The 25183-nt window shown below is 50.1% G+C and carries 19 protein-coding genes; 9 read left to right on the top strand and 10 right to left on the bottom strand.

Annotated elements, in window-relative coordinates; translation table 11 throughout:
- Nucleotides 1-84: 84 nt before the first annotated feature.
- Both Mal48_RS22540 and aroA read right to left on the bottom strand, forming a co-directional pair.
- On the bottom strand, nt 85-1584 hold the full coding sequence (locus tag Mal48_RS22540; protein ID WP_145205288.1) for a transcription antitermination factor NusB: 1500 nt from the start codon (nt 1582-1584) through the stop codon (nt 85-87).
- On the bottom strand, nt 1581-2864 hold the full coding sequence (aroA, locus tag Mal48_RS22535; protein ID WP_145205285.1) for a 3-phosphoshikimate 1-carboxyvinyltransferase: 1284 nt from the start codon (nt 2862-2864) through the stop codon (nt 1581-1583). Before aroA ends, Mal48_RS22540 begins: the two co-directional genes overlap by 4 nt.
- A gap of 400 nt (nt 2865-3264) precedes the next feature.
- On the opposite strand from aroA, the gene sucD reads away from it, so the two are divergent.
- Nucleotides 3265-4167, top strand: a complete 903-nt coding sequence (gene sucD / locus Mal48_RS22530) for a succinate--CoA ligase subunit alpha (RefSeq protein ID WP_145205282.1) — start codon at nt 3265-3267, stop codon at nt 4165-4167.
- A gap of 202 nt (nt 4168-4369) precedes the next feature.
- Nucleotides 4370-5053, top strand: a complete 684-nt coding sequence (locus Mal48_RS22525; RefSeq protein ID WP_197441919.1) for a transposase — start codon at nt 4370-4372, stop codon at nt 5051-5053.
- A gap of 185 nt (nt 5054-5238) precedes the next feature.
- On the opposite strand, the gene Mal48_RS22520 is transcribed toward Mal48_RS22525, so the two are convergent.
- Entirely contained in the window at nt 5239-5934 is a 696-nt protein-coding gene (locus Mal48_RS22520) for a zinc metallopeptidase (protein ID WP_231739796.1), read from the bottom strand.
- Nucleotides 5935-6389: 455 nt separating this feature from the next.
- Nucleotides 6390-7889 (bottom strand): efflux RND transporter periplasmic adaptor subunit, encoded by a 1500-nt coding sequence (locus tag Mal48_RS22515; protein ID WP_197441918.1) that lies wholly within the window; start codon nt 7887-7889, stop codon nt 6390-6392.
- A 449-nt stretch (nt 7890-8338) separates the two neighbouring features.
- Between Mal48_RS22515 and Mal48_RS22510 the strand changes: the two genes are divergently transcribed.
- The 4 genes from Mal48_RS22510 (at nt 8339) to Mal48_RS22495 (ending at nt 13272) form a co-directional block, all read left to right on the top strand.
- Nucleotides 8339-9091: a phytanoyl-CoA dioxygenase family protein gene (locus tag Mal48_RS22510; protein WP_145205273.1), complete on the top strand. Its 753-nt coding sequence runs from the start codon at nt 8339-8341 to the stop codon at nt 9089-9091.
- 309 nt (nt 9092-9400) lie between these two features.
- The gene (gene larE / locus Mal48_RS22505; RefSeq protein WP_145205270.1) at nt 9401-10249 is read left to right on the top strand and encodes an ATP-dependent sacrificial sulfur transferase LarE; all 849 of its coding nucleotides are present in this window, start codon (nt 9401-9403) and stop codon (nt 10247-10249) included.
- Between the two features lie 228 nt (nt 10250-10477).
- Complete coding sequence (locus tag Mal48_RS22500; RefSeq protein ID WP_145205267.1) at nt 10478-11731, top strand: hypothetical protein; 1254 nt, start codon at nt 10478-10480, stop codon at nt 11729-11731.
- Nucleotides 11731-13272 (top strand): hypothetical protein, encoded by a 1542-nt coding sequence (locus tag Mal48_RS22495; protein WP_145205265.1) that lies wholly within the window; start codon nt 11731-11733, stop codon nt 13270-13272. The genes Mal48_RS22500 and Mal48_RS22495 overlap by 1 nt, the downstream gene beginning before the upstream one ends.
- A gap of 265 nt (nt 13273-13537) precedes the next feature.
- Here Mal48_RS22495 and Mal48_RS22490 read toward each other — a convergent pair whose 3' ends face one another.
- Nucleotides 13538-14314 carry a gamma-glutamyl-gamma-aminobutyrate hydrolase family protein gene (locus Mal48_RS22490; protein ID WP_145205262.1) on the bottom strand — a complete coding sequence of 259 codons (777 nt, stop codon included), beginning with the start codon at nt 14312-14314 and terminating at the stop codon, nt 13538-13540.
- Nucleotides 14315-15378: 1064 nt separating this feature from the next.
- Here Mal48_RS22490 and Mal48_RS22485 point away from each other — a divergent pair.
- Complete coding sequence (locus Mal48_RS22485; RefSeq protein ID WP_145205259.1) at nt 15379-15609, top strand: hypothetical protein; 231 nt, start codon at nt 15379-15381, stop codon at nt 15607-15609.
- A gap of 223 nt (nt 15610-15832) precedes the next feature.
- Nucleotides 15833-17002, top strand: a complete 1170-nt coding sequence (locus Mal48_RS22480; protein WP_145205256.1) for an FG-GAP repeat domain-containing protein — start codon at nt 15833-15835, stop codon at nt 17000-17002.
- Between the two features lie 98 nt (nt 17003-17100).
- On the opposite strand, the gene Mal48_RS22475 is transcribed toward Mal48_RS22480, so the two are convergent.
- The 5 genes from Mal48_RS22475 to Mal48_RS22455 all read right to left on the bottom strand — a co-directional run bounded on the left by Mal48_RS22475 (nt 17101) and on the right by Mal48_RS22455 (nt 23618).
- Complete coding sequence (locus tag Mal48_RS22475; protein ID WP_145205253.1) at nt 17101-17685, bottom strand: hypothetical protein; 585 nt, start codon at nt 17683-17685, stop codon at nt 17101-17103.
- 409 nt (nt 17686-18094) lie between these two features.
- Nucleotides 18095-18478 carry an amidohydrolase gene (locus tag Mal48_RS22470; protein ID WP_231739794.1) on the bottom strand — a complete coding sequence of 128 codons (384 nt, stop codon included), beginning with the start codon at nt 18476-18478 and terminating at the stop codon, nt 18095-18097.
- A gap of 5 nt (nt 18479-18483) precedes the next feature.
- On the bottom strand, nt 18484-20553 hold the full coding sequence (locus Mal48_RS22465) for a sigma 54-interacting transcriptional regulator (RefSeq protein WP_145205250.1): 2070 nt from the start codon (nt 20551-20553) through the stop codon (nt 18484-18486).
- A gap of 918 nt (nt 20554-21471) precedes the next feature.
- On the bottom strand, nt 21472-22701 hold the full coding sequence (locus Mal48_RS22460; protein ID WP_145205247.1) for an FAD-dependent oxidoreductase: 1230 nt from the start codon (nt 22699-22701) through the stop codon (nt 21472-21474).
- A 332-nt stretch (nt 22702-23033) separates the two neighbouring features.
- A complete protein-coding gene (locus tag Mal48_RS22455) occupies nt 23034-23618 on the bottom strand; it encodes an HlyD family secretion protein (protein WP_145205244.1) in 585 nt (194 codons plus the stop codon).
- Between the two features lie 1003 nt (nt 23619-24621).
- Between Mal48_RS22455 and Mal48_RS22450 the strand changes: the two genes are divergently transcribed.
- Complete coding sequence (locus Mal48_RS22450) at nt 24622-25092, top strand: PA2169 family four-helix-bundle protein (protein WP_145205241.1); 471 nt, start codon at nt 24622-24624, stop codon at nt 25090-25092.
- The last annotated feature ends 91 nt before the right edge of the window (nt 25093-25183 follow it).

Here is a 25183-nt window from a genome sequence, read left to right as displayed (position 1 = left end):
TACTGGTGAAACACGTTCCGCAAGAACACGATAGAGCAAACTGCTCGAAGTCGGGACGATGACGTCTCCCTTCGAAGAGGAAGGTTAAACGGGCGAGGGTTCTGAGCGGATGAGTAATGCTTGATACCCACCGTCGGCGGGTTCGCCGGGGTGGTGGATTCGTTCTTCTGCCACATGAAACTCGGGATGTTTCGACAGCACCGCATCGACAACACCTCGGTTCTCTTCGAAGTCGATGCTGCATGTGGAATAGACGACACGTCCACCGGGTCGGACCCGGCTCATCGCATCTTTCAACAACCGCATCTGAAGAGGGATTAACTCACGGAATGTGGTTGGCATGATGCGCCAGCGGGCTTCGGGCCGTTTTCCAAGCACTCCGGTGTTCGAGCAGGGAACATCAACAATGGCAGCATCGTAGTCTTCGCTGGGGATGTCGCTGCCGTCTTCATGGATGAGGTGGGTTTCGATACAGGGGAGTTGTAACCGTCCGGCATTTTCGTTGATAATCCGAATTCGATTCCCTGCGGTGTCGCAAGCAACAACTCGACCTTCGTTCTTGAGACGCTCGGCAATGTGAGTCGACTTCCCACCGGGAGCGGCACACAAATCGAGAATTTTCTCACCCGGTTGTGGATTGAGAAGATCGGCTGAGGACATCGCTGAGAGATCCTGCACACTGAACCAGCCTTCGCGGTAGCCGGGCAAATCGATAATCGCGACGCTGCCATCGAGTTCGATCGCTTCAGGCAGCGTTCCAGGATGAGCTGACAACTCCGCAGCTTCCAAAACATCGAGAACTTTCTCTCGATCGGTTTGCAGCAGGTTCACTCGCAAAGACATCCGACCAGGAATCGTCATCCACAAACCCGATTTCAACATCTGGTTTTTGTCAGCCTCTTCTGGGGTGAGTCGCTGAAGCAGCCACTCCGGTAAGCTGCTCACCTGAGAGATGTAAGCAAGCGCATCGTCAGCGGGATTCGTAAAGATGTCCCGGTCGAAAGTCGCAATTTCGTACTTCTTGTCGCGTCCCCTCAATGAGAGCAGCGGAAGCTGACGCGGTCCGAGTTCAGCCAGATCAAGGTCTTCGACCTCTTCCCGGCTGACCACGCTGCGACCGATGTTTCTCAGGACGCCGTTAATGAAAGGCTTTGCCTGAGCATTTCGCAGCTCTTCACAAAGCTGAACTGTTTCGTGAACGGCAGCGTGTGAAGCGATGTGTGGCAGACAGGCGAGTTGCAGGCAACCAAGTTGTAAAATTGTCCACAAATCGGCTTCGACATTCTCCTGTGGACGAGTCACAAACGCAGTGAGAATGGCATCTAAAGTCGCCCGCCTGCGGACTGTTTCGTTGGCGAGTTCTGTCGCCATTTTACGATCGACCGAAGGGATCGTTTTCGACTTGAACTGGTCATCCAGAATTCTGGAGACAAAGACATCTCGCTCGCGATTTGCCTGCAACGCTTTAAAAGCGAACCATCTGGCATTGGAAGCTCCGCTTTTGACGAACTTCTTTTTATTCGAATGACGGCCCTGATTTTTGGGACGACGATCACGATTGGAACCACTCTGTGGAGAACTCATTGGACACCTCGGCAAAGACGTTCGAGGTCTTCGAAGTAATGGGGATATGTTTTTGATGTGCAACCGGGATCAGCAATGGAAATCCCCGGAGATTTCAGCCCTAAAAGAGCAAAGCTCATTGCCATTCGATGGTCATCATACGTGTGAATTGTTGTTGACTGTGGGCTGCCGGGATGAATGGTCATTCCGTCCTCATGTTCTTCAGCATTGATTCCAGCCCGTTGAAGTTCATCAACAACGGCCTGAATGCGGTCTGTTTCTTTGACTCGATTGTGGGCGACATTCCGAATGCGTGTCGTTCCTTCAGCGAACGGTGCAACACAGGCCAATGTTTGAGCCGTGTCGCTGATGGTGTTCATGTCGATATCGATTCCCTTGAGTGGCTTGCCGATCACGGTGATGGAATTCGTATTCCACTTCGCTCCGCAGCCCATCTCAACGAGTGCATCAACAAAGCCGACGTCACCTTGAAGTGCGTTTCGATGCAGTCCTTCAACCGTGACTTCTCCTCCAGTAATCGCAGCGACTGCGAAGAAATAACTTGCAGCGGAGGCATCCGGCTCGATGTCGTACTCGCGACCAGTGTAACCGGTCGCCTTCACGCGAAACTGATTCGGTTCAGGTTCTTCAATGACCGCACCGAAGGAGCGCATCACTTCGAGGGTCATATCGATGTAAGGGCGTGAGACAAGTTCTCCAACGACACGAATCGTGATGTCGCATTGGGCAGCGGGAGCCATCATCAGCAAGCCGCTGAGGTATTGACTCGAAATTGCTCCTGAAACTTCAATCACATCCGCGTTCAATCCGTTTGTCTTGATAACGACCGGAGGGCAATCATTTGTGAGCTCACAAGTAGCTTCAATGCCAGCGTTCGCCAAGGCGGCCACAAGCGGAGCGATGGGGCGCTCGCGCATTCGTTCGTTTCCATCGAGCCGATATGTTCCATTTCCGATGGCACACAAGGCTGTGAGAAATCGAATACTGGTCCCACTATTTTCGCACCATAGATCCGCTTTGGCAGCAGGAATCTTTCCACCGGCCCCTTGAACGGTGATGGACTGGTTCGCGAAATCGGTCTCAACCAGAATTCCGAGTTGACCGAGAGCATTTGCCATCACTTGGGTATCGACGCTATCGAGTACTCCGGTGAGTGTTGTAGTACCGTCGGCGAGTGCGGCGATCATGAGCGCGCGGTTTGTGAGGCTCTTCGATCCCGGAGGCCGAATTGAGCCGCAAACCGGTGATGAAACAGGTTGTATTTCGATTGAATCAGACATGAAACTCAAAATGGTCGTGCAGCAGGCAACTGCTGAAAGGGTTCTATGAAATTATGATTGGTGAAGATCTTGAAAAACGAACACCACCACGGACGGACTCAGTTTGCTCTCCGGGCCTCTCACTCAGTTGGTCAGTGACTGCGTGGACGTTTCGCTGCGTTTTTTTCGTTTTATTGCTATGAAAGAAAAGGCCGAAGTCTTAAAAATGGATTTCAAACCAACAAACGTGCATCTGTTTGCGAGAGCCTGAATCCGCTTGGCTTCCGTCAGAGTCGATGGTCTTCTAAACTTTGCCAAAGGTCTAGGGGCTAGAGGGTAGCGTCTAGGGAAATTCGGGAGTAAGGGGGATTTTGCTCCTCGTGACAGTTGTTTCACCGCCAGAACCGAGAATATCAATTCGATGTCAATTTTAGTCGATCGTTCAACGAAGATCATCACACAGGGAATCACAGGCCGTGCTGGCCTGTTTCACTCACAAAAATGCCGTGAATATGCTGAAGAGCATCGCCCCGGCGAAGCTGTCATGGTCGGCGGAGTGACGCCAGGCAAAGGTGGTGAAGAGGTCGATGGGTTCCCGGTTTTCGATTCTGTTGCGGAAGCGATTGAAAAAACTGGTGCGAATACCTCACTCATTTTCGTTCCCCCTCCATTCTGTGCTGATGCCATTATGGAAGCTGCCGATGCTGGAATTCGATTGATTGTGGCGATCACCGAAGGTGTTCCGGTTCTCGATATGTCGAGAGTCGACAAATTTCTGGCGACTCGCCCAGAAGTTCGCCTCATCGGCCCCAACTGCCCTGGGATCATCACTCCCAGTGTCGCCAAAATCGGCATCATGCCCGGCTACATTCACCAACCGGGGACTGTCGGCCTGATCAGCAAAAGTGGAACACTCACCTACGAAGCAGCCTGGCAACTCGGAAACCTGAACCTGGGCCAGTCGACCGCTGTCGGAATCGGTGGAGACCCCATCATCGGCACGAACTTTATCGACTTGCTCGAAATGTTCGAAAACGACCCAGAGACAGAATCGATCCTGATGATCGGTGAAATCGGTGGCGATGCAGAAATCAAAGCGGCTGAGTACATCAAAGATCATGTGACCAAACCGGTTGCAGCCTTCATCGCCGGCAAAACAGCCCCTCCCGGAAAACGGATGGGACACGCCGGTGCGATCATTTCTGGAGGAAGTGGAACAGCTGAAGAAAAAATCGCTGCCCTGGAAGCTGCCGGTGTCGAAGTCGCCGAATCCCCCGCCGACATGGGAACAGCCATGCAACGCGCCATCGAAAAACGCAGCTAAGCAGATTGCGTTCTTGAAGCCAACCTCAAGTAGCACGGGACCATTGTCCCGTGCATTTTTTTGTAGTGGGTTAACCCCAGTCGTTTTCAGAGGATTTTTCTCAGAAAGAGATGCTGAAAGCATCTCGAAATCAACTTCTTGTTCGTCATCTATTGCCCGGAACAATGGTCCCGGGCTACGTTGCTTCTTGAGCTACGTGGTCATGTCATTGAATCTTCCGACTCCACCGGGATTTCGTGGTCTGCTCGATCACCATCCAATCCACCGATATCAACGGAATCTCCCACATTGGAGACAAGAGGGGGCCAGCTACTTCGTCACGTTCAATCTCGCTGACGCTGTGCCAGCAGCTCAGCAACAAGAGCTTGAGTCAATTCGCCGCGAGTGGCTACACAGATATCCGCATCCCAGGGATGAAGACTGTTGGATTGAGTACGCGAAAACAATGTTCCGTCGTCAAGAACGTATCATGGACGCAAGCTATGGGTGCTGCCTGCTTGGCCAAAGCGAGTACGCTGAAGAACTCCATCGAGCAATTCTGCACTTTCACGAAAAACGATACGAAATCGGTTGCTTTGTGGTCATGGCGAATCACTGCCACCTCATCATACGTCCATTCAACGGTTTTGAGTTAGAGAACGAACTGGGAGCCATCAAGCGGGCGAGCAGTCGGTTCATTTGTGAGCGAGAAAAAGTCCCGGGTCCACTCTGGCAGGACGAGAGTTATGATCGCATCATCAGAGACGAAGAGCACCTTTGGCGAGTCGTTCAGTACATCGGTCGCAATCCATTGGTTGCGAAGATCCCCAAAAGCAGCTGGCATCGATGGTTAAACCCAGCTTGGAAAGAATGCGGCTGGAAGTTCGAAGACGAGATTCACACGTAGCACGGGACCATTGTCCCGTGCAAATTTATTGGTGTGGGTTTCCCAAGCTGTCCTCAGGAAATTCTCTTCGAAAAGAGATGTTGAATAACATCTCGAAAACGATTTTCTGCAATCATCTATTGCCCGGGACAATGGTCCCGGGCTACGTTGCTTCTTGAGCGACTTTGCTATTCGGCTACTTTGCTTTAGTTGTCATTTCCTCTGCCGCCGAAACGCATGATGTAGTAGGCAACCACCAGGACAGATTGCAACGTTCCTGCAACATAGGTCCAGGCAGCGGCGTTGAGGACACTGCTGAGTGCGGGGCCGCTCTGTTCGTCTGAAATCCCAGTCTCTGCAAGAAGTCGTTTCGCCCGATTACTGGCATCGAACTCGACAGGTAAGTTCACCAGCTGAAAGGCTGCAACTGCCATAAAGCCGATGATTCCAATCCAGAAGAACTGCGAGAAGTACACTGGAATAAACATCCCTAATACAAAAAAGGCCATGAACCATCCCGGACCGTACTGAGCAGCGGGGACCGCCATGTTTCTAATCACAAGCGGCCCGTAATGTTCGGCATGTTGCAACGCATGTCCCGCTTCATGTGCAGCGATTCCAATCGCTGCGGCGTTACGACCATCGTAAACTCCCTCACTCAAGCGGAGAACGCGATGGCGAGGATCGTAGTGGTCGGTCAAGTGGCCGCGTATCGGCTCGATAGCAACATCGTGAAGCCCAAACTGGTCGAGGATATGCCTCGCTGCAGCTGCTCCAGAAAGTCGTGCTGGGACCTGCGACGCCTTTGCATAAGTCGATCGAATTCTCGCCTGAGCCCACATCATCAGAATGAAAGCAGGAGCGAGAAAAACGACATACATCGGGTCGAAAATTGGCATCATGGCTGTGTATCTGCAAAAGGGTTTGATGTTCAAGCGACAATTCTAGAGCAGTTTGTTCTACCGTGTGCCCGCGAATAACGCGTTTCGCAAATAAAACTTCTGTTCGCCACGAGGCAGAACCTGCACACCTACTCGAAAGGAGCTCTATTCATTCGCTGTCATTTGAAAATTCTTGGCATTTGAATAGAAAAATCAAGCTGTAAAATCACGCTCATTCTGTCTTTACTGACAGATCAGTCTGCTGTGATGCATTTGCGTTCAGAACACTTTCGTGTTCTCTTTAGCCCCCGGTGACTCACCGGGGCTAAATGACTGCTATAGACACAGCGGCATTGCTTCAGACCAACCGTGAACATGCTCTACTAGGAATGTTGCATTCCCGCGTATCATCTGGATTTGTTCGTCTGATACAAGAAGGAAGTAACCAGAGAGAGAATCGTCCGATCGATGAGAAACTATTCCTGCACTTTTGGAGAAAGTCGCTGCAGGTACGGAATTTTCACTCGACTCAGTTCATCGTCGAGTGAGCGAATCCGGCGGACGTCGAGAAGTGAATTATTGACGACAATATCAAGGTTGGTCGTCACGATCTGCTCGTTTTCCTGAAGTCCCTGAGAGATCAGTGCGAAAGCTTGATATGTATCAGCGATCGTCACCTGACGGGGTTTTGCGAGAGAGAGCTTTTCGTTGTCCGCGTCGCTCTGCATTTCATTTTCTGACACCACAAACACAGTCCCGTCGAGCAGGGCCTCTCTCGGAATCAGAACACCCTGATCAGGCTCTATCACCCCCGCTTCGATGCGTGCGTAAGTGAAAGTTCCCGGGCGGAGTGGTTGATTTTGCTCGGCGTTTTCGACTTCGACAAATGCACGGACAGTGCGAGTTTCTACGTCAGCCACGGGATCGATCCGTTCGATATAGCCTTTCCAGGTTTTTGATTGTGACAACTCGAAGTCCGCTTCGTGTCGAGCAAGTTGAACGACGGGGAGCTTTCCTTCTTGAATGAGTCTGCCCAAAAGGACAGCATCTTCGAGCGTGACGGCAACCGGAATTTCAACGCGATCTGTCGAGGTAATTTGAACGATTGGGTCCCCTGCCCTGACGTACTGACCTTGCTCAACCAGGACGTCGCTGAGCGTTCCGGTCGTCGGGGCTCGCACGGTCGCCTTGTCCAGTTCAAGCTGGGAGAGGTTCAAGTCGCTTTGATGTGTGGCGCGTTGCGCTTTCAGTTCTTCACGTTGAATCGGCAGCAGTTCCTCATCGTTTTCCAGCCGAATGAGCGCTTCTCGATACTGCTCAAGTTCGAGCTTCTTTTGCCGGACGATCGATTCGTTCTCAGCTTGCCGATTGTAGAGTTCGAGAGTCCTTTCGTACTCAGCCGTGATTGTTTCCAACCGTTCGCGTTGCTGAGTCAAGAGCCGCTGATTGAGAGCCTCCTGTTTTTCAAGTCGATTCAAATTGACTCGGTCCTGCTCAAGAAGCGACTCCGCTTGAGTAACACGTTCCCGGTATGTTTGAGGATCGATCTGTACAAGGACCTCTCCCGGCTTTCGAGAAGATTGTCCATTCGCAAGAGTCCGGATCTCCGGGCCACGAACGACATTTCCGACTTCAAGTTCGTTCTTTTCAGTGACTCGACCGCTAACCTCCGCGGAGACGGTCACTTCGATATCAGCCCGGGCTGTTCCAAAGCTGGCAATGAATCGTTTAAGTGGAACTGCCTCGATCTGAAAAGCTTCGACCCTGAGGATTGTCGGTTCCGGTTCCTCTCGAGGCGGAGCGGTTTTCATGCGTGCCAAACCCCAGAAGAGCCCCACTCCAATCAGAAGCACAATGCAGATCGCTAAGACCGTGGCTCCCCACTGCAACCACATCGGAGCGAACTTTTTTGCCCCGGCGTCACTCTTCTGCTGTGTTGCCTTCGCTTTAACCGGAACATCGGATGTGGTAGTCATAGATTTGATCATATCTCACAGAGAGATGTCTGAAACTCTTTGTCGGCAGAAAACGGATTTCGTACAATTCGCGAACGGACTTGTGCGTGTAACATCTTAAAGCATTTTCAAAAAAGAGATACACATTCGTGTCTCGTGGGAATCAGCGATTCAGTACCTGCTAGCACTCTTCACCGAGACCGTTTCACGGAGACCGTCAATAAAGAGTATTTTAGAACTGATCCTCAAACTTGAAATTGCTCTCTTAAACACTGAGATAAGTGACTATTCCACAAGTTTTCTGACTGATTCTAGTCAGCGGAGGAAAATTTCATCACAAACCATGGAGAGTTTCCCGTTGTTCGTAAAACCCCGACCCCATCGATAGTTCGATGGAATCCTAGATCTGAAAAGCACTTACATTGACTGAGAGTGATTTGCAAACGCCTGAATCGACTTCGACCAGCGGAATGTCGCACGCAGATCGCATGCACTTCGAAGAGCATGGATTTGTAATTTTACGGAATCTGGCAAGTTCAGATGTTGTTGAAAGAATGCTCAAAGCGACCGAAATCGGTCGAAAAAAAGCGATTCCACCAGTCGAATTTGAGGCAGATTTACAATATCCCGGATCTCCTGCTTCGCAGCTTGAGCCCGGTGGAAAAACGATTCGACGCCTCAAACAGGCACACAGCAGAGGGATTGTCTTCACAGAGTGGCTCACTTTTCCACCGCTGCGGGAAAGCTTGAAACAACTTTTGGGACCGGCACTGGTCTGCCCTTTTGCGCACCACAATTGCATCATGACGAAAGAACCGGAGTTCAGTAGCGAAACCGGTTGGCATCAGGATATCCGGTATTGGTCCTATTCTCGCCCGGAGTTGGTCAGCATGTGGTTGGCACTCAGACCGGAAAACAAGGACAATGGATGCTTGCAACTAGTTCCCGGGACGCATCGAATGACCTTTGGGCAGCACCAGTTTGATTCAGAACTCTTTTTTCGTGACGACCTCAAAGAGAACCAAGCGTTGATCGAACAACGCGTATATGCAGAACTTGAACCGGGTGATGTGTTGCTGTTTCACTGCCGAACATTGCACGCAGCCTCTCGAAACAGAACCGACAAAACGAAATACTCTGTTGTCTTCACCTTCCGACCGTTAGATAATCCACCAATACCGAATAGCCGATCAGCAGCGAGCCCAGAGTTGTTGATTCACTAGGTCCTTTTAGAACCAGTCCGGAAACCTCTGGGATGGCCGCTTTTCTCAACGTTGTAGGAAAGCAATTTCAGATTCAGGATCAGTTCTGAAGATGAAGTACGCGTTCTGCACCGTGGCGAATAGTCTCTGAAGTCATCAAAGTGACCTTCACACGCTCGAAGCGTATTGAAAATGCGGTAATTTTTCAGAAACGATGCACGACGATTCCCCCTAAAGCCCTTTCTTTGCAGTTCGCATGGAAACTTTTCGTTAGCAAGGGGCTCTTCCTGAAAAAGTCTCAGAATGGAAAACTTAAACAGATCTCGAAACATGGTTGAGCAACACGCAGAAAAATTAGTCGAAATCCTTCGTCAGTACGGGCGCGTCGCTGTCGCCCTCTCAGGAGGTGTCGACAGTGCTGTTGTCGCTCAAGCTGCATTCCTTGCTTGCGGAGACAAAGCTGTCGCGGTGACGGCATCGAGTCCGTCACTAGCCAGTGGAGAACTCGAACTGGCGAAGAAACTCTCCGCAGAAATCGGGATTCGTCACGAAGTCATCAAAACGGCAGAATTCGAAGTCGCAGGCTATCAACGAAACGCCGGTGACCGCTGTTACTACTGCAAAAGTGAGCTGTATCAATTCATCGAAGAGATCCTGCCGCGATTAAATGTCGACGTCATTTGCAACGGTGCCAATCTGGATGACCAGGGAGACCACCGCCCGGGAATGCGAGCGGCACAAGAGCATTCCGTCCGAAGCCCTATGGTTGAAGCCGGAATGACAAAAGCAGATGTCCGGGCTTTGGCGAAGCATTGGGGTTTGGAAGTTTGGGACAAACCAGCGATGCCGTGTCTGTCGAGCCGTGTCGCCTACGGAGTTGAAGTGACCGCTGAGCGAGTCCAAATGATCGACCGTGCAGAATCGTTTCTTCGTGAAACATTTTCGCTTCGAGAACTTCGCGTGCGGTTCGAAACAAATGACCTGGCACGCATCGAAGTCCCTGTCGAATCGATCGCAACCTTGGTTGCTCCGGACTCCCGCGAACAGATTGTTCAAAAATTTCGAGAGATCGGATTTCGGTATGTCACAATCGATCTGGAAGGATTCCGCTCAGGAAATCTCAATCAAGTTCTGGATTTCGTAGAATTCCAACCAGCGTCTCCAGCACCTTTTGCGTAAACCCAGAAGTGACAGCCAGACGTCATAAGAAGGACTTTCGTACCGGTTGCGCGAACGGAGAACTCGAGGAACTACGTTAAAAGCGGGGTATTCTGCAAAACTGCGGCTCCTGAAGAATCAAAAAGTGAGCACTATTCGAATGGGTCCCTGAACCGATAGAATTGAAGGGTCTCTGGCTGTTTGCAGAATCGAATTCGCGGGCAAATTCATTTCAATCTTTCGTGATTCATGAACGAGTGGTTTTCTAAAGCGTCGAATGTGTTTAAGCGAGACGTTTCTGAAACGCCTCAGCCGTTTGAAGTCCATTGTGAGTGCGGGCAACAACACACCGGAATTCGCCGCTCTCGTCACCAGCATATCGTCTGCAAGTCTTGCGGTTCTTCGCTATTCGTTCTTCCGCGTGATGTCTATCCGCCGCCGCATACCCCGAAGACGTCTCCAAACAAGAAGAAGCGACGAAAGCCCACGACAAAATCAGCAGCCAAGCCAGTTCCAGAATCGGTCGATCTCTCTGCAGAAACAGAAAAGCCCTCAATTCAGGAACTCGATCCCGAGAAAGAGTTTGTCTCCCGCCGTAAACGAAGACAAAAAAACAAAGAGACCGCCCCGACTGAGGTCGTTGAACAGAAGCCCAACATCATCGTGAGAATGTGGGGAGCTTCCTGTCGAACAGCTCTAGGCATCTGGATCGTGTTCTGGGAATTCTGGACCCCCTATCGCAAAATTGCATTGCTAATATTTTGCATCCTCAGCCTGACAATCTTCTATTCCATCCGGCAAAGCCAATTACGCGGTGCCGTGACGATTGTGAAAACGGAACTGGACGCCGGCTTGGTCGCTGTCGGAAATGAAAATTGGGTCGAGGCGCGGAGGCACTTTGAAAAAGCAACCAATGCTGTCGACCTGCTCGGCCGAGAAGACCTGGAAGCAGAGACAATTCGCCAGTACCACCGAGAGACACGAGCACTCACTCGACTGACATCTTCCACACTCTTTGAATTAGTTGAGGAAGCGGAAAGCTACTATGTGGAACATGGCGCAGAGGCCTGGCAAGAGAAATTCCGTCTAAGCTTTCAGGATGACTGGTACATCATCGAAGGGTACGTTCGCCCATCGAAGAATCCTTTTGCCATCGAAAACGGCTTCGAATTAGAACTCATCTTCCCGTGGGCAGCTGGTCAGAAAAAAAGGCCGGTGAATGTTTGCCTCAGCTTTCAATCAGCGAAGCATCTCCCCAAGACCACGACGGAAGAAGCCTACGATTCTGGATCAGGAACCCTCACCGTCTTCAGCGGGCAACTGAAAGAATTCTTTATCGGACCTGACGGAGACTGGGAGATCCGATTTGACCCTGAGACAAGTTTTTTCTGGGTCAATCAGCCGACTTACAATGCAACTCACCTGCAAATTGGCTCGATACAATCACTGCCGGACCAACAGTTAATGTTTGATCGCCAGAAAAAATGGATGGGAGTGAAATAGTGAACCGGAAATCTTCACTCGTACCAACATTACTGGTGTGCCTTCTTTTCTGCTCGCAAGCATTCGGCCAGGCACGATCGATTCAATCCTTCGTTGAGGCGGAAGAAAAGTGGCCGCAAACGATTGGCGCCACGTGGAAACTGGAAGGTCGCTACGCCCTCATCAGCGAGGACAGCATGCGGTTTATAAATTGCTCGATGCCGTTCATTTTTGGTCCCAATGTCAATCGGCCGCCGGGACGCTTCACAAACCTTGAAGTCACCGGAAAAATAGAGCGTCGAGATGGAAAACTGATCTTTGCGATGAGTTCTATCCGCTCACGCCCGAGTGATATGGAACGGTTGATTTTTGAGAAATCTGCAATCAACGCTGACGATGCTGCCAAATGGTACGAGTTGGCAAGCTGGGCTTCTCGTCGAGCAAACTTCTACAACGACCCAGCACTTCGTGAAGCATCACAGGAGATACAGCGGACCGGTCTTGAAATAGAATTTCGAGGACTGAAGCCTTCAGATCGAAACGGTTTGGTTTCATTAATCCAAAAAGCCCGGAAGTTCAAACTCGATCAAGTGTTGATTGAAGAGTTTTTACACGATGGCTATTGGGACCGTTTCCTGTTCATTCGAGAACGAGATCGGGCGACCAAAACTGAAGACTACGCGGACCTGCTGGTCTCCGTTTCAAATGATCTGGAAGGCGCTCGTAAGCCGCTTGAAACTTACGATGCAGAAAAGGCGAAAGCTTATCTGGAAAATGCCAAAGGAACCTTCAAAGCAGCTTCTGAAGAAGAACGCGAAACACTCGAAAGATATTTTTACATTCACATCGCAACGACCAAAATTCTTAACCAAGCAGACGCCACCGGAAAAAACGCATTTCAAATTGCGGCTGAACTCAAGAGAGAAGTTCCTGAGCGGACTGATTTTATCGATCAGTATGAACAAGCAGGCTTGAAGTACGAGAGCCAGCGGATCCCCGTGATGACTCGGCAGGAGATGCAGAACCTTGCGAATCGATACGCGGCACGGGATGACGCAGCTGGCGTAACGCAAACGAAAACCAAGTGGCTCAATGCTCGCGAATCGCTTTACACCGACAACGGGGCTCGGGGTCTGGTCGACTTGGCTGAGGAATGGATTCAACTTCTCGACGACCGAAAAACAGCTGCGAAGTATTACATCGCTGCCTGGAAACAGAATTCACAATATCCCCTCGCCGCTGCGTGGCTCAGACAAAATGGCTACGCCTTGAACGATGGGGAATGGGTCCCCGCTGAAATGCTGCCCCCTTCGAAGGAGTCCGCCATCGAAAAAGCAATTCGCGAAGGCCGCATTGTGAAGGGAATGACCACTACTCAGGTGAGAACAGCTATGGGGGTGGCTCCCGACTCTGTTGTTCGATTTGCCACCAACGGAAAGGTCACCGAACTGTGGGTCTTTCAATCAGCAGGCACGATGATTCAGTTCACTTGGACAATCGGCAAAGAAAGCTCTACAGTCGACACAATCCGTTCCATCGCAGTTCAGCCTGAGAACTTTTAGATCAGTTTGCGAAATCGTATTCGCGAACAGCCTTGTGGTGAGTAGTCAATGAAGCCATGAAAGTCAGCTTCACAGGCAGGACAAGTATTCACTGCACTATCAAAGCAGCAAGCCCGGTAGAACGATCCACCGGGCTTTGCTTACTTGAGCGTATTAAAAAATATCTTCGCGTTCTGACTCGTAGCGAACAGAATTTCCACTTGGGAAAGGTATTCTATACATGCACGCGGTAGAGCCAACTGCTCTCGACTTGTGGGTCTTTGAATCAAGCTGCTCGTCGTGCCTGATCGAAGGAGAGGATATCGGCTCCCGAAACTTGTTGATCTTTGACGCCATCGATGAATGCTTCGAAGACCTGCATGTCGAGGGCTGAAGAGGATTCGCTTTCTGGATGGAACTGAGTTCCCAGGCACCACCAGTCTTCAGAAATCGATTCGTATGCTTCAATGACACCGTCCAAAGCTGTCGCGGAAACGCGGAAGTTTGGAGCGAGTTGATCAATCGCCATGTGGTGGTCGCTGTTGACTCGAATTTCGCCGGGACCATAGATGCCATCCATTTTGGTTCCAGGAACGATTTCGATCACGTGACGCAGACAGTTCTCAACTGCGTCTCGATGGCACAGAGACTTGTACACATCTTCGGAAAGATGCTGGAACAGGCTACCTCCGCAAATGAGGTTGAGGGTTTGCATTCCCGAGCCGATGGCGAGTGTGGGGATTTTCATTTCGTAGGCAAGCTTTGCCAATCGGCGATCAAACTCTTCACGACGCGGAGGCATCGGACGTGTTACGGGGTGAGGTTCAAATCCGAGACGAATTGGATCGAGGTCCAGCTTACATCCAGTGAGAACCAAGCCATCAATTTGCTCCAGCACACGTCGCAAATCATCATCTTCTGCCATTGGCGGCAGCATGATGGGAACGCCTCCACTTTGGCTGACAGAGTCGTAGTATCCGGTGTGCATCCATGTGAAGGAAAACGTTTCGCTTTTAGCAGGGCGAAAGTCGGCGTTCATCGCAATGATTGGCTTATCGTTCATAACATCTCTTCCTTGGATTGGTCTGAGTCATTCAAGTCAAAACGTGAAAGCCACCCGAGCAGAGCTCCGAGGCATCAAGTCAAACGAATCCACATGCTTGGAAACTGGAAGAGAATGGGCTTGGTCAGCAAGGAAGATATGCGGGTTTGGCTGACGCAAAATGTGGAGGCAGGTGAGGAGACCACACACATTATGAAGATGCAAAAGCATCGGATTCCATTCCAGTATCTAGACACGATCCATCGGTCTGTTTGATCTCAAACATTTCGGTTTGAGAAACTTTCACCAGTGAGCCTTTCCAAAGGCATCACCAAGTTGCTGAAAGCGAATTTTGCGTTCCACGCGTTTCAACTCTCAAGCAAACAGATCCTAGATCAGGTCAATCCCGATGTAAAGCAATTTAACCATTTTGTAGGAACAACCCCTACAATCAACACGATCGGTACTATATATAGTGGTTCAAGATCGGCAGATCCTGCATATTGAAAGAGAATCTGCTTAAGAAATCGCCCAGCTTTCGATTGAGAGACCAATTTCTGGCCCCTCGCAATGCCGCCTCTACAACCGCTCCATCTGGCGAATCATCAGGGCCGGATTAAGACTCAAAGCTTCCCAGCCCATTGTGAATATTCCAGCTTCTCTGACCACCAGAGTAAACCTGATCCGGAATGATTGCCGACAAAGAAGACAGAGACAGTGTCTGTTCCGTGCGTCGTAAACATTCTCAAAAACGACTCAAAACAGACGTGAACATTTGCCTGGAGCACATTGCTTCACCGGGCACCCCGTAGGCAGCGGGATTCGTCGATTGAATAACCTCTCTCCTCGATTTTCATCGCGGAGATGTGCGTTATCTAAGAGAACCGCTTCTTCATGGGGACAGAAAGCACGAGAGTGCTCAAGAGGCAGGTATCCCCCCGAACCAATCCGAAATTTGAACTCTGTCAGCCTCTCTCAATCCACTGAGAAGACAACTTCAAATTTCAGGGAAGGTACTCAAACACCCAAACATTTTTTTTGCGGGCACCGCCACCATTCAACAATGGTCTAACTCGGAGAAACCGATGATTATAGCCGTCGACAGACATGTCGGAATTCCCTTCCTTGAAGGACTCTGTTCCGATCTTCAAGCTCAAATTCAACAACGCCAGCCTCAAAAAGTGGCTCGCAAAAAAGTTGTCAGACGAATTTCAAAACCTCGCTGGCACTCTGCTGCATCCCGGGCCGCAACCGTTGCGTGTGCCGTTGCCGGAGCCCTGATCGCACTCCTTGAGTTCCATCCGATTCTCAATTAGTGCAGTTTGCTCTAGCGTGTGCCCGTGAAGAACGCATTTCTCTAGTAAAAATGCTGTTCGCCACGAGGCAGAACCTGCAAACCAATTCGAAAGATGCTCTAAGACGAGCAACCTACCAAGACTTTTGCTTGGAAGTGACAGACCCCTTCGAGGGTTGTAAGAATAGAAACCGCTGATGAAAAACTTCATCAGCGGTTTTTTCTTTTCAACCAAGGGTGATTGAATGCCTGTGCTTCAAAATTCTGCTTCCCAGATGCTTTTTCTGACTGCTGTCTCGTTCCTGACAGCCATCGTTTCGCCAAGTCATGCTGCCGATCCAACGGCTTGGGTCAAGCATACTCTCTTCGAAGGGGGGCACTGCAATACAGCGGTCGCTGGAGATTTTACTGGAGACGGTCTGGATGACGTCATCAGCAACAGCCAGGGGAAATGCCACCTTCACATCGCCCCGGACTGGAAGCATGTTGTGCTTCATGAGAACCCAAAGCACAACTGCATTCACTCTGAAGTAATGGACGTCGATCAAGATGGCGACCTCGATTATATCGCAGTCCGATATAATCCCGGCTTGATCTTCTGGCTTGAAAACAACGGGACGCTGAAAGACTGGAAGTGGCGTTTGATCGATGATCAAGTCCATGGAATCCACGGGTTGCTCGTTGGTGATGTCGACCAGAACGGCATACCAGACCTGATCGCCAACAGCGGCCTTCCGAAAGGACCGTTTCCGGAATCGGTCGTCTGGTATCGTGCCCCGATGGAACCAGAAGGAACATGGACACGCACGGTCGCTGCCCAAAAAGATGCCCCTGGGTTGACACACTATTTGGGACTGGGAGACGTTAATCAAGATGGTCGGCCAGACATTCTCACAGCAGCGAAGGGGGGACCACAAGCGAAGCCCGGCTCGGGAGACTGGTTTGCGTGGTGGGAAGCTCCGAATAACTCTCTGCAGTCGGGATGGAAAAAGCATCTCATTTCAGACAAGGAACCGGGGGCGTCAAACCTGTTTGTTGTGGATGTCGATCAGGATGGCAGAAACGATATTCTGGCATCACGCGGACATGGTAAAGGTCTCTGCTGGTTCAAAGGGCCAAACTGGGAACGAACTGACTTCGGAAGCGATCTCGAAGGCCCCCACTGTTTAACGATCGACGACTTCGACGCAGATGGAGACATGGACGCAGCCACATGTGCGAAAGATTCGAAAATCACAGCCTGGTTTGAGAACGATGGCCAAGGCAACTTCACAACTCACAAACTCGATGAAGATCAAGCAGCCTATGACATTCGCTCGCTCGACATGGATGGCGATGGCGATCTCGACTTACTTGTTGCAGGTCAGACGAGCAAGAATGTTGTCTGGTACGAGAATCGTATGAAAAAAGAATGATGCCAGTTCAAAAGCCTCAGCGCATGCGAAAGCCCGGTCAAAAGACCGGGCTTTCGCGCACCTGGAGTTCTCAGTTCTCACCGAGAGTCCGATTCCAGTTACTCAATAATTGGTCCTGTGCAACGGATCAAGTGGTCGTGGTCGATGTAAACAACTTCTTGAACTTGGTCTTTATGAGTGAACGGAACTGGCCAGCTGGAGCGTTTTGTCTCTTCGAAGTAGACAGTACATTTGTAGTGGCAATGGTGGAGCCGGGCTGGTCCAACCTGCGGGAAGAAGCGACACTCGTCAACCCGATCGACGATCGGTTCCACAACAATTCTCACGTTGTTACGTGATGTTTCCGCCAGGAACGGAACTCCTCCAGCTGTGTTGTCTGGAAGTGCTCGCATCACTTCATCTGGACTCGGCGGATCGAGACAGAATAACGGAGCATTCTCTCCTTCAACAGGGTCGAGAATCGGAACCTTCTTGTAACGTTCTTCCTCCCAATATGTATCTTCAATCTGCTGACTGAAGTAGGGAGTCACGGGTATCAGCGGAGTGGTCCCCCAGAAGGCGGCTCCAGTCCAGGCGAGCTGGCTCGTCCAGGCCAATAGGTTACATCCACTGTTTGGGAGCGTCACCATTGCTAGCCCTGCAAGCAGGCACAATTGTTTGACGCGGTTTTTCAGCAAGTTCATCTGATTGTCTCCAGGTGCTGCGAAGACGTCCATGTACGATTTATTTAGAACCGCTCTCGAAACCTGATCTCAACTTCTCAAACTTGATGAGAAATGTTCTGTTCAGTTGCCGAGATTGGGACTTGTCGTGGACACAGAAAGTCAGTCAATCATTTCGCGAACGGACAACTAACATGAAGTCCGTTATCACCTTTATCGTTCTGACGATTGGAGGAACTTGTGAGAATATTCGGGTTTTAACGAATCCGGCAAAGAATTGAGTGGCAAACTAGAGAGAGTGGAGAGGCTGCACAGACAACAGGCAGGGTCCGAGCTTGCATTCCGAAAAGTAACCGCCACAAAGAAAAACCCGTAAATCATTTCAGGGAAGCACCTTACACAGCAAAACACATTCAAGACGGCCGGTTTCTTACTTTGAAGTGTTGGCAATGGCAATCTTTTTAGCTTTATCGAGAGATTCTCCAAGTACCCGAGCGCAAACCTGTGTGGAGATGACACTTTGCCCGAAATTGGTGTGAGTCGAGATCTCGGGAATCAGCTTCGAGTACTCATCGACAGCCACTCGAAACTTCCCGAGTTTCTTGGTGAGCATTTTGAAGTAGCCGACAGGATCATCGACGCGGGTTTCCAGAGCCCGCGAAAGATCAAAGATCGCCCGGCAGATGTTCGTCAGTTCGGGGAAGTCTTCAATTTCGTCGGAATGCCTGACAAATGCACGAACCACCCACGCATGCGCCATCTGCTCCTGACAGCGTTGAACACATTCAGCTAATTGTTCTTCCATTGAAGACATTTCGCTCACTCTTCCTCATCCTCTCCACCTGGGCGGGAAATCCCGTATTTCTTCAGCCGCCGATCAAGAGTCGTCCTTTCAATTTGCAAAATCCGTGAGGCCTTCGACTTGTTCCAGTCAGTCGACGCCAGAACCGCTTCAATGTAACAACGATCGAGATCATCAAGGCTTGTTTCTGATTGAATAAAACTTCCGAACAGGTCAACCAGCGGATCAACACTGGTTTCCAGAGAACCTTGTTCAGAGGTGATTTCATTGGCTTGTGAAAACTCCTGTTCCGGTTTCTCGTCGTCGAGTCTTAAGCTCGTCAGCACGACGTCTTCAGGTTGCAGGATTTCGTGGTCGGAGAGAATGACTGCCCGTTCGACGACGTTTCTAAGCTCCCGAACATTCCCCGGCCAGGGATGGTTTTGAAGTTTTTTAATCGCAGCTGTACTAAAGCCACGTATCTTGAATCTTGAGTTCGTTGAGAAACGGTCGACAAAGTGCTGAGCGATTGCGGGAATGTCCTCCTTGTGTTCACGCAGAGCCGGAACAGTAATTTCAATCACTTGCAGGCGAAAAAACAGATCGCGGCGAAAGGTTCCTTCGCGAACAGCCTCTTCCAGATCACGGTTTGTCGCAGTCACAACGCGAACGTCCACCTGAATAGACTCCCCTCCCCCAACTCGCTCGAACGCCTGACCTTCCAGGACTCGAAGAAATTTGGCCTGAATCTCCTGACTCATTTCACCGATTTCATCGAGAAATAACGTCCCACGATCAGCTTGCTCAAACTTCCCAGACCGCCGGGAAGATGCCCCGGTAAACGCTCCTTTCTCGTGGCCGAACAGTTCACTCTCCAGCAAACTTTCGGTGAGTGCAGCACAGTTGACGCAAATGAATGGATTGTCTTTTCGCAGCGAATTGAAGTGAACGGCACGTGCCACGAGCTCTTTCCCAACGCCAGATTCACCACGAATTAGAACCAGCGCATCCGTGGGAGCAACGCGGACAATTGAGCGGCGAAGTGCGTCCAAGTTTGAACTATGGCCGACAAGTTCGGTTTCCGCACCGAGCTGATTTTGAAGCTCAGAAATCTGCAGACGCGATTTTTTCAGCCCATCCTCAAGTTCTTCTTTGTCCAACAACGTCTGCAAATGGTCGCCCATCTGGTCAGCAACGGCGAGGACGAATTCCAGATCGGCTTGCGTCATCGGTTGATCTGGATTCATACAATAAAGATGAAGCACACCATAGACCGAGTCACCATGCCGGATCGGAGCACAGATGGCACTTTCAGCGGAAAGCTCCACCAAACTGTCCTGAGCCGCAAAAGCAGAATGTTTCGAGATATCGTGTGCGAGGATGGCATCTTGATCGTGCAGAACAATCCGCGAAAGATACGTGGAGAGCTGCCCGGCATCCTGGCATCCATATAAGGCGTATGGCAGCAATCGATCGAGACCTTGGCTCTTGGTCGACTCGACGTCGACATCAATTAAGATCCCTCCCAGAGTGGCTCCGGTAAACTTGACGAGCCCCTCTAAGACAACACGGCTCAGTTCTTCAACCGTTGTGGGAGCCACCATCATCCGGGCGATCCGAAACAGCTCTGTAGCCCCTTCGCGATGATTGCGAATTCTTTTCAGCGATGGGTTGTCGTACTGAGTTCCAGATTGCCGTTCGATAATCTGGTAGCTGGAATCTGAATCAGATCGCTCTCTCCCGTTTGCTCTCAGCGGGTTCTGATCTGGATGTTGACTGGAAAAAGCGAGCGTGCAAAGCCCGATGCGAATCATCTCACCGAATTCGAGAGCGTGATCATCTTTCACACGCTGGTCATCGATCGTCAACCCGTTTCGACTGTCAAGATCGCGAATGTACCACTGCCCCCCTCGACAGTAGATTTCGCAGTGTTCTCGGCTGCATTTAGGATCTTGAAGAACGATTCGATTTGAAGAAGCCCTTCCAACGGTAAGACGTCCATTTTCCGGGAGTTCAACGACCTCCAGCAATGCGTCTCCTCGCTGCACAATCAAATATGCAGGGTCAGAGGTCGAAGAATGAATCCGTGTCACATCCGGTTCTTCCATCGTCAGCTCTTAAACCTCATTCGCCCGAAGTTGTTTCATGTGGCATTTCGACGCGCCCCGAATACTTCATCATAAACCATTCGATGAAAACATGCATTCGACCACCCCTTAAAACGACGAAAGCGTTTCCAGAGACTCTCCGGAAACGCTTGTCGTCTTACTCTCGAGCAAGTGCGGGCCTGTTCTCACTCGATCGCAGAGATTTTGTTCAATGCACGTCGCGTACCAAACTCATCGAGAAATGTACGCAGAACCCCTGAGACCGTTATCGAACCCTGAAATGACACTCACAACTTCAGCTCAAATTTGAATTCACGAACACTCTGGCTCGGCTAGAACAATCTAAAGTGCTCACAATACGACTGGATTCGTGGCCATGGACTGAAATTCTGGCGGGAGACAAAAAAGTCTGTTCTTGGTGAATGACATCGGGGCGTTTTTTCACATTTCCACGGAACTGCATCAATCTGCACCGGCGAAGTGGTTCGAATTGCCTCTCGTGAAATAACTCGATCGCCCTCTTGTTGAACTCTCGCAGAGGCAAATTTTGACTGAAACGAGGGCTTCCCCTGCGAAACCCACTCATCGACACATCCAGATTGCACGTTGGCATCAAATATGCTACACTTTCTTTCATCATTCCCGTTTATGCTGTGTCACTGGTTCGGGACCCTTTTACATACTTAAGCTAGCTGGTTTTATTTTCCCTGCGACACAGAGACGCTCGTTTGCCTTGGCCATTGCCACTGGCAAGCGAGTTTTTTTATGCGCTGAAGAATTTAGCAAGCCGGAGACACTTGTTCCGCAAATAGCCCCTCTCGCTACCTCGCCGCGAGAAACACGATAGTGTCCTGACAGAGAGACTTCCCAACAGGCATTTGAATGGCTGAGGGTTTCAAGTCCTCGAATTACGAGACTTCAACCATCTACAATTTCTGTCTCGATCTGTTCCGGCTGAAATCCCAGACCGATCCATCTCCCAGCGACTCTTCGCAGAATTGGTGCGAACAACCAAGCTGCGATTCGTATCGACCACGGAATGGAGAACGCCTGGTCCGGTCCAGTGCTTCCTCCAAAAAGAATGGCATGGGCACGAACCTGGAGCCGTTGTGTTTTTCTAGCGGCTGGTTCTCTTCGGGCTTGAACCGCCTGCAGATCTTCCAAATTAAGTGTGCCATTTCTTAACGGTGTAACAAGCTGGTTGGCTGCAGCGACAGCGTCCTGAATTGCCAGATTGATGCCCACTCCCCCCATGGGTGACATCGCATGAGCGGCATCGCCGAGAAACAGTAACCCATTTTCAGACCACCGTTCCAAGTGATTGATCTGCACTGTCAGCAGCTTCACCTGATCCCAATCCTTCAAGCTGACGGCAACATCTGCAAGCGGCGGGCAGACTTTACGAATCGTCTGGCGGAATGCGTCGATCCCCTGAGCCTTAATTTGATCGAAGCAGCCTTTACGAATCACCATGGCGACCTGCGAGTGAGTTCTGCGGGGAATCGTCACTAGCATGTGCCCACCGCGGAGCCAGCCCAGCGTCTCTCCCTTATCATCTTGAGGTCGATGATCCATCCGGAACCAGAGTGCATCGATGGGGACTCCGGTCTCAACGACGGTCTGATCTGTCACCTTACGAATCGTTGAACTGCGTCCGTCGGCTGCAACAATCAGATCGGCTCGAATTTCGTATTCACGGTTGCCTGATTCACAGCGGACTCCAACGACTTTGCCATCTTCGCGGATAACTTCAGTGGCTCGAGTGTTCATCCTCAAGTCGAAGCCATCGAACTTGCTTGCTTCCTGGCTGAGCAAATTCAGGAAGTTCCACTGAGGGACGAAACCGAGAAATTTGCACTTGGTCTTCAAGTGAGCAAACGTCGGCCCGGCGATTCGCTGACCTTCAAAATTCAGCCAAAGCTGGTCCGCCCGAAAATCAGTGATCGCTAAGAACTCTTCCAGAAGGCCAAGTTCATCGAGCAGTTGCATTGTCGATGGGTGAATAGTGTCGCCTCGGAAGTCGCGGAGAAAATCTGCATGCTTTTCCAGCACTGTCACAGAAATTCCGGAACGAGCGAGAAGATATCCAAGAAAGATCCCAGCTGGGCCCCCGCCGACAATGCAACATGTTGTATTTCCGGTTGACATTCTAATGTTCGTAAACCGATCGATTCAGAATATTCTCACTGCTTGCCCTGTCGGGGAACGCTTCTCGTGTCAACGAAGTTCTACTTTCAGAACTCCATAGAATGCTCGCCAGGCCACAAACCGCGAACACCAATTCGAGGACTGGTATCGTGTCGTGTTTTGTGCTCTCGTGCAACCACCTGCGTAAAGCTCTGAAACTGAATTCGCCCCCGACTGATTTTTAAAAGTGCTAGTACAAAAAGTGTCAAAACAAAAAAAGCCGCGAGAGGATGATGATCATCCTCTCGCGACTCTCTGATTTAATCTCTCCGAAAAGAGTGTGAATCAAAACTCTACTCAGATTTTAATTCGTCAATCTTCTTGTGAGAGTTAGCAACTTCATCTTTTTCTTCTTGAAGAGTATTCTTTGCTTCTTTCAGTTCTTCAAGTTTCGATTTGACTTCATCCTGGGCTGCATCAATTGCATCCTTGTCGGCACCCTCTTGAAGTTCCTTCAGCTTCGCTTGTGCGGCGTCAAGTTCGACCTTCAATTCATCAACATTTTGTTGGGCTTGAAGAACGTCTTTCTCCTGAGCTTTCAGATCTTCCTGGGCGGCTTCCAGATTGGCTCTGCGATCTTTCTCAGCTTCCTTTTTTGTTTCGCGAAGCTCCTTCTCTGCTGAGTTGATGTCCTCTCGAGCTTCCTTCTTGGTCTCAGCCAAGTTCTCTAGAGCTTCTTGCTCTTCTTCCATTTCTTCCTGGCTGAACTTACGAGTTTCATGAACGTTCTGTTCGGCCTGAGCGATGTCCTGTCTGGCTTCCTGTTTCGTTTCTTCCAGATCCTGACGTGCTTCCTGAATGTCTCCCGAATCTGTGGTACAGCCAACTGCAAGAAGCCCGGCGAGACAAAGAATCAGGTGAGGTTGCTTAAATAACATCTGCATACTCCTTTTGTTTAAAAATTTGGAATCATTCAACTGACTGTTGAAGATTGTTCTGATGTTTGATGAAACCGGGTTATGCAGGCTTTATGCCAAAGTCTTTTTTCTCATCATTTTTTGCAAACTCTTTGACTGCTCCAGCATGAACGCCCATGTGAATTCCAAAGCAGTTTCCTCAACCGCGTGCCCGCACAGAACGCGTTTCACCAGTAAATTTACTGCCCGCCACAAGGTTGGACACAAACACCAATTCGTGAAGTGCAAAAGCGAAACGGCTTCACACCAAGAATGTTCAAGCGGAGTTCAACGCAAGAAACTGATCTCAGACAACTCACACTGATCGAGAACCAGCCAACAAAGAAAGTTTTCACGCCAACTCTCTCTCACATCAACATTGCGAGAAAAGACAACTCTGTGCGTAAAGATCTTTGAAGCGCTAAACAAGTGGCTGAGTGAGAAAGGCATTTACCGAACGAGTACAAACCTGAAACTGGAACATTGGGTCGATACGCGACGTCTCCTCACGCGATCTTTTTTCTGTCCGCTGGAGGACACAACGTCAGCAGTAGGAGAAACTCCCTTCAGAGACCGGGGACTTCATCCAGTCATAATGCTTGTTTCAAGTTGACAGTTCAGTCGCACAATGTTTCGGTCGCACAATGTCGTCACTGATTTTTCATCATTTGTGACCTGCCGTCTATCGTCGCTCATCAAGCTGACAGATATTCAATCAGGCTGGCAGAGTAGCAATCAAACATATTGAGAACGGCTTCCGAAGCTGGTGAATCCGTCCGTTCCCAAAAAAAATCCAGAACATCTCGATGACCTCCGGGAATTCAACGAATCTGTGACGATTCACTGCAATTCGTATCGTTTTCCGTTCCAAGAGCAGGGCACTCGGGAGGAGGGCATATTAGATTGTCAACGGCTTTGGCACATTCCTTGCCCTAACTACTTCTATATTCTCAACTCAATCATATTTAATTTCGGAGGAATAGAGATGGCTCTCGAAACAAAAGCAGATTTGAATAAAACCACAATTGAAAGTCTGGAGCAACTCGTTCAAATGAACGTCGATAGCTCAGATGGATTTGAGTATGCAGCAAAAAACATCGACTCTGATGTGCTCAAAGTTGCTTTCGAAGAAATTGGCCAGCAACGACGAAAACAGGCAGACGAGTTGGCAACCTACCTGACCATTAACGACAAAAATGTAAATCGGTCAGGCAGCTATGCCGCAGCACTTCACCGATGCTGGATGAAATGCCGTGAGCTGATGACATCGAACGATAATCATGCCGTTGTGGCTGAAGTCGAACGAGGCGAGGATCAAATTAAAGATGCCTACGAAGAGGTGCTCCGACAGACAGCGGGAAGCGCTGTCAACGATATCTTGACTCGTCAGTACGCCAGCGTCAAAGCAACTCACGATCAAATTCGCGACCTGCGCGACTCACTCGCAGACGATTAAAAACATGTGGCGGATCATTGATTATCATGCACGCGGATAGCTTCAGCAGGCTATCCGCGGTTTCTATTGGTATTGTTGATACTGTTAATAT

It is taken from the genome of Thalassoglobus polymorphus (assembly GCF_007744255.1).
Taxonomy (GTDB): Bacteria; Planctomycetota; Planctomycetia; order Planctomycetales; family Planctomycetaceae; genus Thalassoglobus; species Thalassoglobus polymorphus.
Note: the sequence above shows the minus strand (reverse complement) of the source record. Positions and strands in the feature narration are given on the sequence as shown.

Coding starts and splice junctions, on each gene's coding strand:
- Mal48_RS22540 (WP_145205288.1), bottom strand. CDS start 1,584: ATGAGTTCTCCACAGAGTGGTTCCAATCGTGATCGTCGTCCCAAAAAT.
- aroA (WP_145205285.1), bottom strand. CDS start 2,864: ATGTCTGATTCAATCGAAATACAACCTGTTTCATCACCGGTTTGCGGC.
- sucD (WP_145205282.1), top strand. CDS start 3,265: ATGTCAATTTTAGTCGATCGTTCAACGAAGATCATCACACAGGGAATC.
- Mal48_RS22525 (WP_197441919.1), top strand. CDS start 4,370: ATGTCATTGAATCTTCCGACTCCACCGGGATTTCGTGGTCTGCTCGAT.
- Mal48_RS22520 (WP_231739796.1), bottom strand. CDS start 5,934: ATGATGCCAATTTTCGACCCGATGTATGTCGTTTTTCTCGCTCCTGCT.
- Mal48_RS22515 (WP_197441918.1), bottom strand. CDS start 7,889: ATGACTACCACATCCGATGTTCCGGTTAAAGCGAAGGCAACACAGCAG.
- Mal48_RS22510 (WP_145205273.1), top strand. CDS start 8,339: ATGTCGCACGCAGATCGCATGCACTTCGAAGAGCATGGATTTGTAATT.
- larE (WP_145205270.1), top strand. CDS start 9,401: ATGGTTGAGCAACACGCAGAAAAATTAGTCGAAATCCTTCGTCAGTAC.
- Mal48_RS22500 (WP_145205267.1), top strand. CDS start 10,478: ATGAACGAGTGGTTTTCTAAAGCGTCGAATGTGTTTAAGCGAGACGTT.
- Mal48_RS22490 (WP_145205262.1), bottom strand. CDS start 14,314: ATGAACGATAAGCCAATCATTGCGATGAACGCCGACTTTCGCCCTGCT.
- Mal48_RS22485 (WP_145205259.1), top strand. CDS start 15,379: ATGATTATAGCCGTCGACAGACATGTCGGAATTCCCTTCCTTGAAGGA.
- Mal48_RS22480 (WP_145205256.1), top strand. CDS start 15,833: ATGCCTGTGCTTCAAAATTCTGCTTCCCAGATGCTTTTTCTGACTGCT.
- Mal48_RS22475 (WP_145205253.1), bottom strand. CDS start 17,685: ATGAACTTGCTGAAAAACCGCGTCAAACAATTGTGCCTGCTTGCAGGG.
- Mal48_RS22470 (WP_231739794.1), bottom strand. CDS start 18,478: ATGTCTTCAATGGAAGAACAATTAGCTGAATGTGTTCAACGCTGTCAG.
- Mal48_RS22465 (WP_145205250.1), bottom strand. CDS start 20,553: ATGGAAGAACCGGATGTGACACGGATTCATTCTTCGACCTCTGACCCT.
- Mal48_RS22460 (WP_145205247.1), bottom strand. CDS start 22,701: ATGTCAACCGGAAATACAACATGTTGCATTGTCGGCGGGGGCCCAGCT.
- Mal48_RS22455 (WP_145205244.1), bottom strand. CDS start 23,618: ATGTTATTTAAGCAACCTCACCTGATTCTTTGTCTCGCCGGGCTTCTT.
- Mal48_RS22450 (WP_145205241.1), top strand. CDS start 24,622: ATGGCTCTCGAAACAAAAGCAGATTTGAATAAAACCACAATTGAAAGT.